Origin of the sequence: Streptomyces hundungensis (assembly GCF_003627815.1) — a bacterium.
In the GTDB taxonomy this organism is placed as follows: Bacteria; Actinomycetota; Actinomycetes; order Streptomycetales; family Streptomycetaceae; genus Streptomyces; species Streptomyces hundungensis_A.
Genome location: NZ_CP032698.1, coordinates 2156492 through 2171591 on the forward strand (window position 1 = coordinate 2156492; position 15100 = coordinate 2171591).

The 15100-nt window shown below is 70.2% G+C and carries 14 protein-coding genes and 1 pseudogene; 8 read left to right on the forward strand and 7 right to left on the reverse strand.

Features of this window, described 5'->3' with window-relative positions; genetic code table 11:
* Positions 1-609 precede the first annotated feature (609 nt).
* Positions 610-1872: an MFS transporter gene (locus DWB77_RS09570; RefSeq protein ID WP_120720844.1), complete on the forward strand. Its 1263-nt coding sequence runs from the start codon at positions 610-612 to the stop codon at positions 1870-1872.
* Positions 1873-1886: 14 nt separating this feature from the next.
* Positions 1887-2891, forward strand: coding sequence for a diiron oxygenase (locus tag DWB77_RS09575; protein ID WP_120720845.1), 1005 nt, complete (start codon positions 1887-1889; stop codon positions 2889-2891).
* 346 nt (positions 2892-3237) lie between these two features.
* Here the strand turns inward: DWB77_RS09575 and DWB77_RS09580 are convergent, their stop codons facing one another.
* Positions 3238-3624, reverse strand: a complete 387-nt coding sequence (locus tag DWB77_RS09580) for a hypothetical protein (protein ID WP_120720846.1) — start codon at positions 3622-3624, stop codon at positions 3238-3240.
* A 140-nt stretch (positions 3625-3764) separates the two neighbouring features.
* Complete coding sequence (locus DWB77_RS09585) at positions 3765-4904, reverse strand: PucR family transcriptional regulator (protein WP_120720847.1); 1140 nt, start codon at positions 4902-4904, stop codon at positions 3765-3767.
* 86 nt (positions 4905-4990) lie between these two features.
* Between DWB77_RS09585 and DWB77_RS09590 the strand changes: the two genes are divergently transcribed.
* The 5 genes from DWB77_RS09590 to DWB77_RS09615 all read left to right on the forward strand — a co-directional run bounded on the left by DWB77_RS09590 (position 4991) and on the right by DWB77_RS09615 (position 8670).
* Positions 4991-6046: a ferredoxin reductase gene (locus DWB77_RS09590; protein ID WP_120720848.1), complete on the forward strand. Its 1056-nt coding sequence runs from the start codon at positions 4991-4993 to the stop codon at positions 6044-6046.
* A 7-nt stretch (positions 6047-6053) separates the two neighbouring features.
* On the forward strand, positions 6054-7172 hold the full coding sequence (locus tag DWB77_RS09595) for a fatty acid desaturase family protein (protein WP_120720849.1): 1119 nt from the start codon (positions 6054-6056) through the stop codon (positions 7170-7172).
* A gap of 489 nt (positions 7173-7661) precedes the next feature.
* A complete protein-coding gene (locus tag DWB77_RS38415; protein WP_216826842.1) occupies positions 7662-8138 on the forward strand; it encodes a TetR family transcriptional regulator C-terminal domain-containing protein in 477 nt (158 codons plus the stop codon).
* Positions 8139-8242: 104 nt separating this feature from the next.
* A complete protein-coding gene (locus DWB77_RS09610) occupies positions 8243-8389 on the forward strand; it encodes a DUF1427 family protein (protein ID WP_120720850.1) in 147 nt (48 codons plus the stop codon).
* Positions 8386-8670 carry a DUF1427 family protein gene (locus DWB77_RS09615; protein ID WP_162952488.1) on the forward strand — a complete coding sequence of 95 codons (285 nt, stop codon included), beginning with the start codon at positions 8386-8388 and terminating at the stop codon, positions 8668-8670. Before DWB77_RS09610 ends, DWB77_RS09615 begins: the two co-directional genes overlap by 4 nt.
* Before the next feature lie 74 nt (positions 8671-8744).
* On the opposite strand, the gene DWB77_RS09620 is transcribed toward DWB77_RS09615, so the two are convergent.
* From DWB77_RS09620 to DWB77_RS09635, 4 genes are all read right to left on the reverse strand, one after another.
* Positions 8745-9902 carry a PDR/VanB family oxidoreductase gene (locus DWB77_RS09620; protein ID WP_120720852.1) on the reverse strand — a complete coding sequence of 386 codons (1158 nt, stop codon included), beginning with the start codon at positions 9900-9902 and terminating at the stop codon, positions 8745-8747.
* The gene (locus DWB77_RS09625) at positions 9899-10963 is read right to left on the reverse strand and encodes an aromatic ring-hydroxylating dioxygenase subunit alpha (RefSeq protein WP_120720853.1); all 1065 of its coding nucleotides are present in this window, start codon (positions 10961-10963) and stop codon (positions 9899-9901) included. The genes DWB77_RS09620 and DWB77_RS09625 overlap by 4 nt, the downstream gene beginning before the upstream one ends.
* A gap of 26 nt (positions 10964-10989) precedes the next feature.
* Entirely contained in the window at positions 10990-12345 is a 1356-nt protein-coding gene (locus DWB77_RS09630; RefSeq protein WP_216826843.1) for an MFS transporter, read from the reverse strand.
* Positions 12346-12665: 320 nt separating this feature from the next.
* Positions 12666-13436, reverse strand: coding sequence for an IclR family transcriptional regulator (locus tag DWB77_RS09635; protein WP_120720854.1), 771 nt, complete (start codon positions 13434-13436; stop codon positions 12666-12668).
* 478 nt (positions 13437-13914) lie between these two features.
* Here DWB77_RS09635 and DWB77_RS09640 point away from each other — a divergent pair.
* Positions 13915-14462, forward strand: a pseudogene (locus tag DWB77_RS09640) (amidohydrolase family protein).
* Positions 14463-14561: 99 nt separating this feature from the next.
* Here DWB77_RS09640 and DWB77_RS09645 read toward each other — a convergent pair.
* On the reverse strand, positions 14562-15005 hold the full coding sequence (locus DWB77_RS09645) for a MarR family winged helix-turn-helix transcriptional regulator (protein ID WP_120720855.1): 444 nt from the start codon (positions 15003-15005) through the stop codon (positions 14562-14564).
* Between the last annotated feature and the right edge of the window lie 95 nt (positions 15006-15100).

Below are 15100 nucleotides of genomic sequence, written 5' to 3' on the forward strand. Positions count from 1 at the left end.
TGACGCGTACTCGGCGAGCTATTTAGCGGGTGGTCACGATGACCGTACCGAAGTCGACCTTCTTGGTCGACGGCTTGATGTACTTCTTCATGTGTAATCACCTCCATCCTTGAATGGAATAGAGGGAGACAGGCCGCAGGCCTAAGCGGTCGTCGCGGAGCGGCACAAAGGAAGTGAATTATCCAACCGGAATGCGCCCCCCTTGGTCGCCCCGTTCGGAAACCGAGACGGTCACCTTCGCCGGCCCTGTGCCGACTTGCCCCCAAACCAGATCTGTCCACGTCGCAGACGGGTTCTGACCGGCGACAGCATTGTGCGTCCTGGCGTGATCTTCCGTCAACCCCCGTTTGCCGGAACCCTGTTGACCTGTGGAACAGGGCGATTCCCGCAGACGGATTTCTTAATTCCGCTTAATTCTACTACCCGTTACCGGCGGTTCCCTATTGGCCTGACAGAGCGTCACGGGGAAGGCCGCGGTGGGGCCGCTCGCCAGAATCGGATATATCGGAAATTCAACGAAGCGGGTTGCTGTGTCGCGCACCCAAGGATGCCCCGTCGACGAGAAATCCATTCGCCTCGCCGTGGAGGGGTGGTGATACAGTCGCGGCCATGAATCTGCGTAAGTTCCAGGCCTTCAGCGGGCCATTGAGCGACAGCAGGTTCCGCGTTCTCTGGTTCGGACAAACGCTTTCCTATGCCGGCAGTGCCATTTTCCCCGTCGCACTCACCCTCGCGTTGGTGCAGGGAGTCGGATCGGCCACCGACCTGGGCCTGGTCCTGGCCAGCGCCGCGGTCGGCGAAGCGCTCTTCCTCCTCGTGGGCGGGGTCTGGGCCGACCGGCTGCCCCGGCAGAAGGTGATGATCGCGGCGGACTCGATCCGCTGTGTCGCCCACGTCTTCATCGGGCTCCGCATCGTCAGCGGCCAGGCCGGTCTCGCCGAACTGATGCTCGCCTCCGCCTGCGTGGGCGCGGCCACGGGCTTCTTCCTGCCCGCCTCCAGCGGTCTTGTCCCGTCGACGGTCACCCCGGAGCTCCTGCAACGGGCCAACGCGGTCATGGCCGTCTCCCGGCGCTCGGCGATGATGCTGGGGCCCGCGGCGGCCACCACCATCGCCCTCACCATCGGCCCCGGTTGGGCCATGGTCATCGACGGCGCGACCTTCGCGGTCAACGCCCTGATGCTCAGCAGACTGCGCGTCGGGCACGTGGCGGCGCCGCGCGAGAGCTTCCTCAAGGAGCTCCGCGAGGGATGGGGCGAGATCCGTGAACGGACCTGGCTGTGGAGCAACTACGCTGCCCACGGCTGCTGGAACCTGTCGCGGACCGTCTACTTCACCGTCGGAGCGGCGACGGTCATCAGCGGCCTGGGCGGCGAGGTGGCCTGGGGCATCATCGCCCAGGGCGCGACGGTCGGGGCCCTCACCGGCGCGCTGGTCTCCCTACGAGTCCGCACGTCCCGGCCCCTCGTCGTGATCAACATCTGCCTCTCGCTCGGCGCCATACCGCTCGCCCTCATCGCGCTGGGGGCCCCGACCGCGCTCATCGCCGTGGGAGCGGGCGTCATGGCCTTCGCGCTCGGCCTGATGGGGACGCTGTGGGACACCGCGGTGCAGCAGCAGATCCCCACCGACCGGATGTCCCGCGTCTCCGCCTACGAATGGCTGCTGTCCAGCGCGCTCATCCCCCTCGGCATGGCGCTGGCCGGCCCCTTGGCCGGGCTCGTCGGAGCCAAGGCGGCGCTCTACGGCGCCGCCGCGCTGATGGCCGTATCCAGTCTGGGGGTGCTGGCCATCCCCGAGGTGAGGCGCCTGGGGCGGGCCCACGGACCGGTCGTCGCCGAAGAGGCCGATCCGATCAGCGCCGGCGCCTAGGCCCGGAGACGGAGATGGAGAAGACCACGCACCGCGCGCCCCTGCGCCAGACCCTCACCCGGCTGACCGACCCCGAATCGCCGGTGGCGGCCCAGTACCGCAGCAGGTTCGCCCTCTGGGACGCGCGCGCCAGCGTGCGCGTGAAGCCGCCGCGCCTGCTGACGCCCGCCGAGCCCGGCCGGCTCTACTTCCCGCCCGAGCTGATGCCGGTCGTCGCGCATCCGCTCGTACGGTCCCGGCCGTACGAGGTGACGGAGCGCGTACTCACCCAACGGCTGCACCAGTACCTGTACTTCACCACCGAGCTGGAACAAGTCGCCGTGATGCCGGTGACCATGGACATCAGCCGGGGCCGCAGCGGGCTCGACCTGCCGGCCGCCATGCGGGAGGACGCTTTCAAGATCACGACGGATGAGGCCTGGCATGCCCAGTTCTCCGACGACCTGTCCCGCCAGGTCCAGGCGCGGACCGGCTTCGACGCCTGCCTGCCGGACCGCCCGGCGTTCATCGACCGCCTCGACCGCATCCGGGCGGGGATGGACCACGATCTGCGCGGAGCGGCCGACCTCGCCTTCTCCGTCGTGAGCGAGACCCTGATCTCCTCCATCCTCTCCGACCTCCCCCGGGACAAGCGGCTGCCGGAAGCGGTCAGGGAGCTGGTCCAGGACCACGCCGAGGACGAGGGGAAACACCACGCCTACTTCCGCAGCCTCCTCGAATTCTTCTGGCACGCACTCGACGCACCGGCGCGCAGACGGATGGGCGCACTGGTCCCGGAGCTCATCACCGCGTTCCTGGAACCGGACTACCTGGCCATAGCCCTCACCCTTGGGGACGCCGGATTCAGCGCGGAGGAGGCCGAGGAGATCCTCACCGACTCTCATCCGGCCGACGCGACCCGGGCCGCCATCGGCCGGGCCGCCCAGGCGACCACGCGCTACTTCACGGAAGTCGGAGCACTGGACACCCCATCCACACACGAGGCCTTCGCCTCGGCGGGCCTCCTGACCACGAACTGACCCACCTCCCGGGCGAGACCGGCGGGCCCGGCCGACGCACGACGCCCCCGAGGCGCTCGTCGGGGCGGGCGTCGGGGGCGTGGGGGACGTCGGCGGGTGGGGGGACGTCGGGGGGGCCGGCAGATCAGGCGTCCTCGCGCGGCAGCAGGTGCACCAGGCGGCCGGACCACTGGTGCCACACCCAGACCCCGTACCAGCGCACCTCACGTCCGGTCAGCTGCTGGGCGGCCGCGTGCGCGACGCCGCCCGGCGAACCGCGCGGGCCCGGCTGCCGGCAGGTGACTAGCTCTCCCCTGCTACCCGTAACGGGTGCCGCAGGGGCGGGTCGTCCCAGAAGGCGGCGTGGTCAGCGCCGGCCGCCCATGCGGCGGTCGTCGGCCAGGGCGGTCAGCGGGCCGAACTCGCGGGCAAGCTGGGTCCACGTCAGAACCTCGCCACAGCGGGCCGGGAATTCCTTCGGGTTGAACTCGGGCATGGTCCAGGTGCCAGTGCCCCGGTCCCGCAGCCACAGGTCCCCGTCACCGTCGACCACGGTCGGCGGGACCGGTACGGGCTCGGCCTGGTCGACGGGCTCCCAGGTGATCCGGCCCGGGTGGGAGGCGCGGCGCAGCTCGGTGGTGGCCAGCCGCGCGGCCAAGTCACGGGTGGACTCTTCGGCGCCCTTGACCGACTCGAGCCGGTATGCGTCGTCAAGGACGGGCAGGGCTGGATTCTTGCTGCGCTTTGAACTCATACGCTGGCTACCTCCGGTGGGGGGCGCCACATCCGTTATGGCACCCCGTAGAGGAACACGGTATCCGAGGCGGGAGCTGGGTCGGCTACGGCCACTGTCCGCCGCTTCGGACAGGGTCGTCGTGGACGTCGGGGCGTGCGTCAGCGGACCTGGAGACCCAGCGCGAGCGTCAGCTCAAGGACGCATTGCGGCGATGCGAGATCCGGAAACAGTTCTCGCAGCTGTGACATCCGGTACCGGACGGTCTGGGGATGGACGAACAATGCCTTTGCCACTTCGTCCCGCCTGCCCTGGTGCAGCAGCCACGCCCGCAACGTCTCCTCCAGTCGCCGCGCGGTCGCGGCGGGCACGGTCCGCAGGGGTGCGAGGGCTCGGGCACGCAGGTCCGCGAACGCGTCCGCGTCGGCGCTCAGTACCAGCTCGGGCAGGTGGTCCTCGGTGTCGCGGATGTCGGCGGAAAGGGAGCGCGCGCGTACGGCTCGTGCGTACGAGGCGGACGCACGAGTCCATGGCCGGGCCGGGCCGACCACGGCGGCGCGGTGGTTCAGCTGTCTCAGGAGATGGGCCCGGTCGGCATCGGGGACCAGCAGCACGCCCAAGGCGTCCGGCAGATCGTCGAGGACGAGAGTGCTGGGGTGGAGCGTGCGGTAGGCAGGCCGGGCCTGGGCGGCGGGCAGCAGCACCGCGGTCAGCGACACTGGAGGCTGCCACCCGGCCCGTTGCACGGAGGCTCGCAGCACGTCCGGGCTCGCGTCGGCGAGGAGGTCGCGGGCCAGGTGTTCCAGGTGACGCTCCTGAGCCCGGCCCTGGGCGGCCAGTTCGTCGGCGTGGCCAGCGGCGCTCGCGGCGGAGAGCTCGTCGATGTAGGCGAAGGTCAGCTCGGCGAACTTGGCGACTTCGGCGGCGGGCAGCCCTGCGGGCACGGCACCCGTGGCCAGGCATCGCCAGGCCACGCGGGCTCCGACGCGGTAGGCGCTGAGCAGGGCGTCCATCGAACGGCCCTCGCGGACCTCGCCGCGACCCAGCTCGTAGGCCGCGTCACCGGCATCGCCGCCTGTGGCGTTGCCGCTCGCGAGGTCCAGATGGTGCCCCAGGGCGGTGCGTACGGCGCGGCGGATGATGCCGCCCATGCGGCCCGAAAGGGCGTTGGCGTAGGGAGGAACCTCGTCGATGATCGCCTGGACGATCTCGTCGGCGGTGTTCTTCAGCGCGGCCCGCAATGCGCTGACCGTCGTCTCGTCCAGGGTCAGTTCGCTGGCTCTCCTGATGGCATGGTTCATGTTTTGTTTCCTGCGAACAATTCGGCCGACCAGATTCACGTTCTGGGGACAGGACTTTACGCCCTGAGGCGCATCAAGGTGGAGTCATGAGGAGTGCGGCCCTCCGCGGCAGGGCGTGGAAACTGCTGGAGACGGTCACGACGCCGCTGTTGCCGTCGGACTACCTCGACCTGGTCAGTCCGCTGCGTGCGGGCGCTGAACTGCGCGGGCGCATCGAGGCAGTGCACCCCGAGACGGGTGACGCCGCGACCCTCGTGATCAGACCGGGGCGGGGGTGGCGCGGCCACACGGCCGGTCAGTACGTGCGCATCGGGGTCGACGTCGAGGGCGTACGCCTGTGGCGTGCCTACTCGCTCACCTCACCGACGGACCGCCGGGACGGCCGCGTCACGATCACCGTGAAGGCGATCCCGGGCGGCAAGGTCAGCAACCACCTGGTCCGCAGGGCGCAACCGGGCACGCTGATCCGGCTCGACCAGGCGACCGGTGAATTCGTGCTGCCCAAGCCCAAACCCGCCAAGGTGCTCTATCTGACGGCCGGCAGCGGCATCACGCCGGTGATGGGCATGCTGCGCGACACCGAGTTCGACGACGTCGTCATGGTGCACTCCGCACCGCGGCCACAAGACGTGATCTTCCGCAACGATCTGCACGACCTGGTCGCGGAGAAGAAGCTGCGCCTCACCGAGCTGCACACCGCCACGGACGGCATGCTCGACATCGCCCGCCTCGACGAGCTCGTGCCCGACTGGGCCGAGCGGGAGACCTGGGCTTGCGGACCCGCGGGCCTGCTCGACGCCGCCGAGGCGCACTGGACCGAGCAGGGCGTCCAAGAGCGCCTGCACACCGAACGCTTCCGCCCCAGCGTCGTCGTCTCCGGGGACGGCGGCGAGGTCACGTTCCGCACCACCGGCAAGATCGTCGACGCGGACGGCGCCACGCCGTTGCTGGACGTGGGCGAGGAGGCCGGCGTGCTCATGCCGTCCGGGTGCCGCATGGGCATCTGCTACGGCTGCGTCACACCGCTCAAGGCGGGGGCCGTCCGCGACCTGCGCACCGGCGAGATCACCGAGGCAGAGCCGGGCGTCCTCATCCAGACCTGCGTGTCCGCCGCGGCGGGCCCCTGCGACATCGAACGGTAGGAGAACCTTGACCGCCATTGACCCCACCGCCCACCTGAGCGGGGAGCAGATCGAAGAGCTTGGCCGAGAGCTGGACGCGATCCGCGACGGGGTGATCGCCGCCCGCGGCGAAAAGGACGCCGCCTACATCCGAAAGGTCATCTCCGCCCAGCGGGGGCTCGAACTGGCCAGCAGGGGCGTGCTGCTGTTCTCGGCCTTCCCGCCCGCATGGCTGATCGGCACCGCCGGTCTGTCCGTGGCGAAGATCCTGGAGAACATGGAGATCGGCCACAACGTCCTGCACGGCCAGTGGGACTGGATGCGGGACCCGAAGATCCACTCCACTACCTGGGACTGGGATCACGTCTCGCCGGCCGAGCAGTGGAAGCACTCGCACAACGAGCTGCACCACACGTACACCAACGTGATCGGCAAGGACAACGACCTCGGTTACGGCATCATGCGCGTCGACGAGGACCAGAAGTGGCACCCGCTCCACCTCGGCCAGCCGCTGTGGAACTTCCTCAACGCCTGCTTCTTCGAGTACGGCATCGCCGCCTACGACCTGGAGCTCGGCAACAACCTGGACAAGCACCGCCGCAAGGACCCGGAGTTCCGTGCGCGGGCCAAAGCCGTCGGCCGTAAGATCCGCAAGCAGGTGCTCAAGGACTACGTTGTCCACCCCCTGCTGTCGGGCCCGTCGTTCCTCAGCACGCTCGCCGCCACGTTTACCGCGAACCTGGTCCGCAACCTCTGGTCACACTCGGTGATCATGTGCGGGCACTTCCCCGAGGGCGTGCAGGTCTTCGAACGCCGGTCGATCGAGCGCGAGACGCGCGGCCAGTGGTACCTGCGCCAGATGATGGGTTCGGCGAACATCAGCGGCAGCAAGGCCATGCACTTCATGACCGGCAACCTGTCACACCAGATCGAGCACCACCTGTTCCCGGACCTGCCGAGCAACCGGTACGCCGAGATCGCGGTGAAGGTACGCGCCTTGTTCGAGAAGTACGAGCTGGATTACGTCACGGGGCCCCTGCCCAAGCAGGTGTTCTCCGCGTGGCACAAGGTCTTCCGGCTCTCACTGCCGAACAAGAAGTCCAAGGTCAAGACGGCAGCCCCCGAGCGAAAACTCGTCGTCACATGAGCGGCACAGGCGTCATTTCGGCGTCAAGGTATTGCCCATAACGCCCGCACCGCACATCATGCACATCGGCAAAACCGCAGGTCAGGCGGCCTTTGCGATGGGTTCCAGGATCGCCACGCACTCCACGTGGTGCGTCATCGAAAAGATGTCGCAGGGCACAAGGCAACAGAAACCGCAGGTCAAAGCCGGTTTCTCGACTCGGTGGGCGCCATTCCTGAGCCCAGAGCGTCAAATGAGCGTCACGGTCGACAAGAGGCCCCGGCCTCGCCGGAACGTGACAGCGGCCTCGGCCGCCGACTCGTGGCCGACGAGGTATCGACCGGAGCGCCGATCAATTTCGTGGGCCGCTGCCTTGGGCGTCCCGTTCGACCGCTGCGGCGATCTGTTCCCGGAACCATTGACGTCGGGCAACAGGCGGCCTTCTCACTTGCCAGCGAGGCCCATGTGACGTCGTTGTAGCGGTCGCCGTGCACGCCGATGCGGGCCGCTGTGGCGTCGAGGTCCGCGATGTCGTCGGCGGGCAGGTGGCATTCCTGGCGTGGGCAAGCGGGGCGGCCAGATGAGCGCGATGAGTACGGCGACCAGTCGCGGGGTCCATCTCGCGGTGTCGTCGGACGAGCCTGCGTCGAGCGAGGGGCCGGCAGACGTCGGTGTCATCAAGCCGCTCCTTTCGCGAAGAGGGGCGCCGAGGCCACCGCACCGGACCACCCAGCGCACGAGTTCTTCTCCCACTGGCAGGAAAAGGGCGTACGCGAACTCGCGGACCGCCTGCGCTCCGGCGCCGAGTCCGGCGAACTCAAAGCGGGCCTGGACCACGAGAACATCGCCCGGGAGTGCGCGGCGCTCGACGCCGGACTACGACTCCAGTGGCTGGCCGGCGGGCGCTCGTTCGACCTGATCGCCGTGATGCGCTCGCACCTGGACCGCCTGATGAGCGCGATCTCGGCCGACGGCGAGGGGCTGTAGCGCTCGGACGGCATCGGGGCGGGTGGCAACGCACCCCGCGTCACACCACAGTCAATGTCAGGTACCCTGACGGAAGTTGCTTTCTCGTAGGGAGCTGGGTCCTGATGGCATACGTGAAGGTGCTGCTGGCCGGGATGGTGGTTGGAGTCCTGTACGTGGCACTGCGAGTGAAAGCTCCCGCTCCCCCGCCCGTCGCGCTGTGCGGCCTGCTCGGCATGCTGCTGAGCCAGGCCGCCCTGGGGGCCCTGTGACCGCCTCACGCAGGGCCCGTGCGGTGGCGTTCGCGCGCCGGGCGGGGGTCTCCCTCCTCGCCGGAACCGTGATGGGCGCGGTCTTCTGGGCCATGGACGTCGCTGCACCCGCCCCGCCCCTGCTGAGCCTGTGCGGACTGGCGGGCATCCTCCTCGGCGAGCGGGTCGCCACGGCCCTCCGTACGCGGTGGGCACGGCGCCGCCGACCCGCCGACCCGGTGATCCCCACGCCCTCCGAGGGCGCCCGTCCCGAGAGAGCGCCACACGCGACTACCCGGTAGTGGGCGGCCGGACGACGGGGCCGCGGTCGGCCACGGTCTCGGGTCATGCGGTGGGCCCCGTCGGTGGCGGTGGGTCACAGATCCAGGACGAGGCGCGGGCAGGCGGCGCGCGAGACGCAGATGAACATCGTGTCGTCGCGTGCCTGTTCGGCGGGGGTGAGGAGGGAGTCGCGGTGGTCCACCACCCCGTCGAGGACGGCGGTCTCGCAGGTGCCACAGGTGCCCTCCCGGCATGAGGACAGGACCTGCACACCGGCCTCCTCGACCGTCTGGAGGACGGTCTTGTCCGGCGGGACGGTCACCGTGATGCCGCTCCGGGAGAGTTCCACCTCGAAGGAGGCCGAAGGGGCGTCGTCCTTCCGCGCCTTCGGCGTGAACCGCTCGATGTGCAGGGTGCCCTCCGGCCAGGAGGCACATCGCCGCTCCACCGCGTCGAGCAGGGGTTCGGGACCGCAGCAGTAGACGAGGGTGCCGGGGGCGGGGCTGCCGAGCAGCCCGTCCAGGTCGAGGAGGCCGGTCTCGTCCTGGGGGCACAGTTCCACCCGGTGCGGGTGATCCTCGGCGAGCTGCCCGGCGAAAGCCATGGTCGCGCGGCTGCGTCCGCCGTACACCAGCCGCCAGTCGGCGCCCCGCCGCTCGGCGGCGGCGATCATCGGCAGGACCGGCGTGATGCCGATGCCGCCGGCGATGAAGAGGTAGCGGGGGGAGTCGACCAGCGGGAAGTGGTTGCGGGGGCCGCGCACCCGGACCGTGTCGCCCTCGGCCAGCGTGTCGTGTACGTAGCGGGAGCCGCCCCGGCTCTGCGGCTCGCGCAGCACGGCCACGTGGAGGAGGGAGGTGTCCCCCGGGTCGCCGCAGAGCGAGTACTGCCGTACCAGGTCAGGCCCCAGCACCAGATCGGGCCCCAGCACCAGATCGATGTGGGCGCCGGGGCTCCACGCGGGCAGCCGCTCGCCGGAGGGGTGGGCCAGGCTGAGCCGGACGACGCCCTCGGCGAGGGGCTCCTTGCCCACCAGGGTCAGGTCGAGCTCGACCTCGGTGCGCTGCGGACTTGTGAGGCCGGGGCGGTGGTCCTCGGGGTGGCCCAGCAACCAGTCCCACAGCTCCACCGGGTCCTCGAACTCCCGCCGCGCACCACAGTGACAGACGGCCAGCAGCCGGTCGGTACCGAGCACCCAGTGGATGCGGTGGACGTTCTCGCCGGAGAGGACGGGTGGGTGGAGCGGGGTCATCGGGCCACCGCCGGGGCCGGCGTCGCGGCCCCCTCCTGCGCCAGGCGGGCGAGAATGCGGCGGGCGGCAACGCCGCCGGTGTCGATGTTGATGCTCAGCTCCTGGTAGCCGGCCTTTTCGGTGTCCAGGGACTTCTGCAGCACGTTGAGGGCGACGACGTCCTGCATGACCACCGTGTGATTGTTGCCGCGCAGGAATTCGGTGACGTCCTGGTCGTCGAGGGCGAAGTCACGGGCCACGGCCCAGAAGTCGTACACCGTCTTCTCCGTCGACGGGGTGATGCCGTAGACGACCTCCACGTGGAAGGCGTGCGGGTCGCTGCCGTCCGAATTCGGCCCGGGCGCGCCGTCCGGCGCGACGCGCGAGTGGAGCAGGTAGAGACCGGGCGCGTGGTACTCGACGTCCTGCCAGCGGGTGATCCGGCCCTTGATGCCCGTGGACTTCGCATAGAACGGAGGGCACTCCGCGTCGTCCATGTGGCGACTGACGTACACGATGCCGGCCGCGTCGTCGACCTCGGTGGTGATGGGCGTCTCGGCGACCTCGGGGGTGCCGATGTAACCGCCGTGCAGGTAGGTCTCGTGGGACAGGTCCATGAGGTTGTCGACGAGCAGGCCGTAGTCGCTGTCGATCGGCTCCATGCCCGACACGACGGTGTAATCGGGCGAGTCCATCCACGGGGCGCGGGGCGGCAAAGTGTCCCCGGGCTCGCGGTCGCCGATCCATACCCACACGAAGGAGTCCTGTTCGACCACCGGGTAGGTCTTCAGCCGGGCGGTGCGCGGGATGCGCTGCTGGCCGGGCACGGAGACGCAGCCGCCGTCGGTGCCGTAGGTGAAGCCGTGGTACCCGCACACCACTTGGTCGCCGTCCAGGCGGCTCGGTGCCTGCGACAGCGGGAAGCGCCGGTGCACACAGCGCTCCGACATCGCCACCGGCCGGCCGTCCTCGGTGCGGTACAGCAGGATCGGCTCGCCCAGTACGGTGCGCCCCAGCAGCTCGCGCCCGACCTCGCGGCCGTAGGCGGCGACGTACCACTGATCGCGTACGAAAGCAGTCATGATCGTTTCCTTCCGGAGTGGGGTGTTCAGTGCGCGGTGCCGGCGGCCGGGGCCGCTGCGGCGGGCTCCGTGTGCGCTGCCGTGGCGGGGCGCAGCAGCAGGAGGAGCGCCGATGTGGCGATGAAGATCAGGCTGACGGCCAGGTAGAGGTTCTGCGGGGTCCAGCCGGCGTCGAGCATGCCGCCCGCGACGGTCGGGGCGAGGATCGCGCCGATGCGGCCGACCGCGAGGGCGCTGCCGAGTCCGGTGGCCCGGATTTCTGGGCCGTACGTGGCCGGGGTGAGGGCGTACAGACCGGCCACGCAGCCGTTCGCGAACAGGCCGATCACCGCGCCGAGGGCGAAGGCCGCTCCCAGCGAGGACGTCGAGGCGATGAAGGCGGACAGCATCACGGCCGTGGTGATCAGGTAGGCCATCAGGACGGAGCGGAGCGCGTAGCGGGCGGCGAGGGCCCCGAGCCCGGCCGCGCCGAAGATGCCGCCGAGGTTGAGCAGTGTCCCGCCGGTCAGGCCCTGGGTGCCGGACAGGCCGGCCTCGACCAGCAGGGTCGGCGTCCAGCTGGTCACGAAGTAGAAGCCGGCCATGACGAGGAAGAACGCGGACCACAGCAGCAGCGTCGAGCGGCGCATCGCGGGTGAGAGCAGCTCGCGGAATCCGGCCCCGACTCCGGCCGGTCCGGCGGTGGGCTCGGGCAGGCTCTCCAGCGGCGGTCGGCCCATGCGCCGGGCCAGGGCGTTGATCCTCTCGAGGGCGCCCTTCGGCCTGCGGGAGGCCAGGAAGTCCACGGACTCGGGCAGGCAGAAGTAAGCCAGCGGGACGGCGACGGCGGTGGCCAGGCCACCGGTCAGGAAGACCGAACGCCAGCCGAACTCCCCGATCATGCCGACCGCGAGCAGCCCGCCCACGGTGGCGCCGGCCGCGTAGCCGGTGGAGTTGAGGCTGACGGCGAGCCCGCGCCAGCGGCGGGAGGCGTATTCGCCGGCGATGACGTTGCTGTCCGCCAGGACGCCTCCGATGCCGACGCCGGTGAGCACGCGCAGCACTCCGAGCTGGGCGGGTGACTGGCTGACCGAGGAGAGCAGCATCCCGGCGGCGGCCAGCGCCAGGCAGCCGAGGATGACCGGCCGGCGGCCGATCCGGTCGGCCCACGGGGCGACGCACAGGGCGCCCAGAGCCATGCCGACGAGGCCCGCGCTGAGCAGCAGCCCGAGCTCGGAAGAGCTGAGTTCCCACTCCGCCGACACGGCTTTTCCTGTGAAGGCCATGACGAGTACGTCGAAGCCGTCGAGCATGTTGAGCAGGACGCACACCGCAATCGCGCCCCATTGGAAGCGGCTCATCGGCCCCTCGTCGAGGGCGGCGCGCAGAGAAGGGCCGGTCACCGGACGGTTCCGGAAGGATGGGGAGAACCGGAAGGATGGGGAGAAGAGGGTGGCAGAACCATGGCAGCACTCCGTTGTCGACTGCGTGGAGGTCGTCGACACCCACCGCAAGGGCCTACGGGGAGTGGGCGCGGGTGCGGCCCCGGCGGACCGGGGCCCGGGCGTCGACCGGTGCGGACCATCGTGGCGTCGGCGCCCTCGGGTCACCATGGGCCTTTCCGGATGCCGGGAAACATCTGCGAAACGCCGGCCGGGCCGCAGGGGCTCGGCTCGCCACACGGCATGGGCGGTACGGAAGCTCAGGCGCGGGACGGCGGGGTTCAGACCTGCGACGTGATCATGGCGCGGGAGGTCGCCCGGGCGCTCGTACAGACGAGCCGGGCCAGCGCGTGCGCGGAGGTGCTGCCGTGGCGTACCACCAGCGAGACTGCGGCGATCACTCCACCGCCACGACCGTGCACCGGGGCGGCGACCGACAGCGCGTCCATCGTGACCTGGCGGTCGCTGACCGCATAGCCATGGGTCCGCGCCTCGGCCAGCATGCGCCGCAGCTCCCGCGGATCGGTGACCGTGCATGGCGTGAAGCGCTCGAAGGGGCCGGCGAGCGCCTGCTCCTGCACCTCGTCGGGGGCGTGCGCGAGCAGTACCAGCCCGACGCCAGTGGCCGTGAGGGCGAAACGCCCGCCCACCCGCGTCAGCACGGGCACCGCACCGGACCCCGCGATGCGCTCGACGAAGACCACCTCCGTCCCCTCGCGCACCGCGAGCTGAACGTTCTCTCGGGTGATCTGGGAGAGGTCCTCCAGGAACGGCAGCGCCCGCTCGCGCAGGCCCTGTCCGCGCGGCGCGAGGGCGGCGACCTCCCACAGCCGCAGGCCGACGCGGTAGCACCCCTTGTCACCGCGCTCCAGCGCTCCCCAGGCGATGAGCTCACCGAGCATCCGGTGCACGGTCGACACCGGCAGCCCGGACCGCCGGGACAGCTCACTCAGCGTCATCTCCGGGCAGCTCGCGCTGAACGCCCCGAGGATCTGCAGGGCGCGGCCCAGCACGGGCCCGGTGGCCGACTCGGAGCCGCGGCGACGGGTCATCGAGGCGGCGCCCCCTCCGTCCGCCGCGGGTGAAGGCACCTCATCGGCATGCTGCGGCTCACGTACGAGCGAGTCTTCCAAGGCGCCCTCACCGATTCCCGACTGTGCGTTCCGGTCGGCCGTCACGCGGCCGCCCGCAGCGGCCTGCCTGACGACCCCCGGGCGACTCGTCCAAAGCCGTGGCGGTCAGTGTGCAAGAAGGTCGCGGCCACGTCGAGACGTCGAAACCCCCCTGTCACGGCCGCGCCACGGAACGCGAGCAGCGCGGAGCCGGGCCCGGAGGGCCCGCACCGGCCCCGGCGGGCGGGACGCTCCACCGCACGGGTCGAGGAGCACGCGGTCCCCGCATGGTGAACGACAGTTTTCGCGACAGTTTGCGCGCGGCCCATCGACCATGCGCTGAGCCGCCGCTGGAGCGCGCGACACTCAACTCGGCCTGCGGGGTGCCCTGATCAACGGCCACACGCACGGCGAATACCTGGACGCGGCCAAGTTCCGACCGGTCTGGGAGCGCGCCGAGGCCCTCGGCGTACCGATCTACCTGCACCCGGCCAGCTCCTACGACGTGTGGCACAACCTGCGCGGCCACGAGGAACTGATCGGGCCGATGTGGAGCTGGGGCGTGGAGACCGCGACCCACGCCCTGCGGATCGTCTTCGGAGGCGTCTTCGACCGCTTCCCCGATGCCACCTCGTCCTCGGCCACATGGGCGAAGGACTCCCCGGCCACCTGTGGCGCCTGGCCAGCCGCTGGGACTTCCTCAACCAGCGCGGCATCCGCCTGGCCAGGCCACGTCCCTCGGACTACATCCGCGACAACATCATGATCACCACCAGCGGGGTCTGCGCACACGCCCCGCTACTCGGCAGCCTGCTCGCGCTCGGTGCCGACCGCATCATGTTCTCCACCGATTACCCCCTGGAAAGCAACCACGAAGCCGTCCACTTCATCGAGACCGCCCCGATCAGCGAACCCGACCGCGCCAAGATCTGCCACCTCAACGCCGAGCGCCTGCTCCGCCTCTGATGGCTCCGACGCACCCCTCCACCAGAGGGACAAGCAGTTGGAGCTCTCAGCCGGTCGCCATGCCCGGGGCCTAATTCCGCGCGTGCCGTCGTGGCAGCCTCACTCCGAGCTCGGGGAGGGCGGCCGGCCCCACGGAGTTTCCAGCGTCGCCCGCAGGGCATCGACCGCCTCCTGGCCGATCCGCTCGGCGAGCTGCGCTTCCAGCCGGTCAAGGATGATGCCGGCCTGACGGTGTGCGCGTTCTCCTTCACTGGTGCGGCGAATCAAGCGCTGTCGGGCGGAGGCGGGGTCCGGGACTTGTTGGAGCAGCCCGGTGGCGACGAGGCCGTGCACGGCCTGGTGCGCGGTCTGCCGTGTGACGCCCATGCGCCGGGCCAGCTCGGAGACCGTGGTGCCCTGGTCGTCCAGCACGGCGAAGAGCTGGGCCTGCGTCGGGGACACCGGCGTGGCTCCGGCTGCTTCCAGGGCCGCCAGCAGTCCTTCTTCGAACCAGCGCCGGGCGTCGCCGAGCAACTGGGGGAGGTTACGGCGGGTGGACTGCATCTGTTCCTCACCATGGGGCCGGGCTCGTCATCCAACGCTTGATTATCGACACCCTCCCATGTCAGGCTACCTGACATTCTTGGCGGAGTCCGATC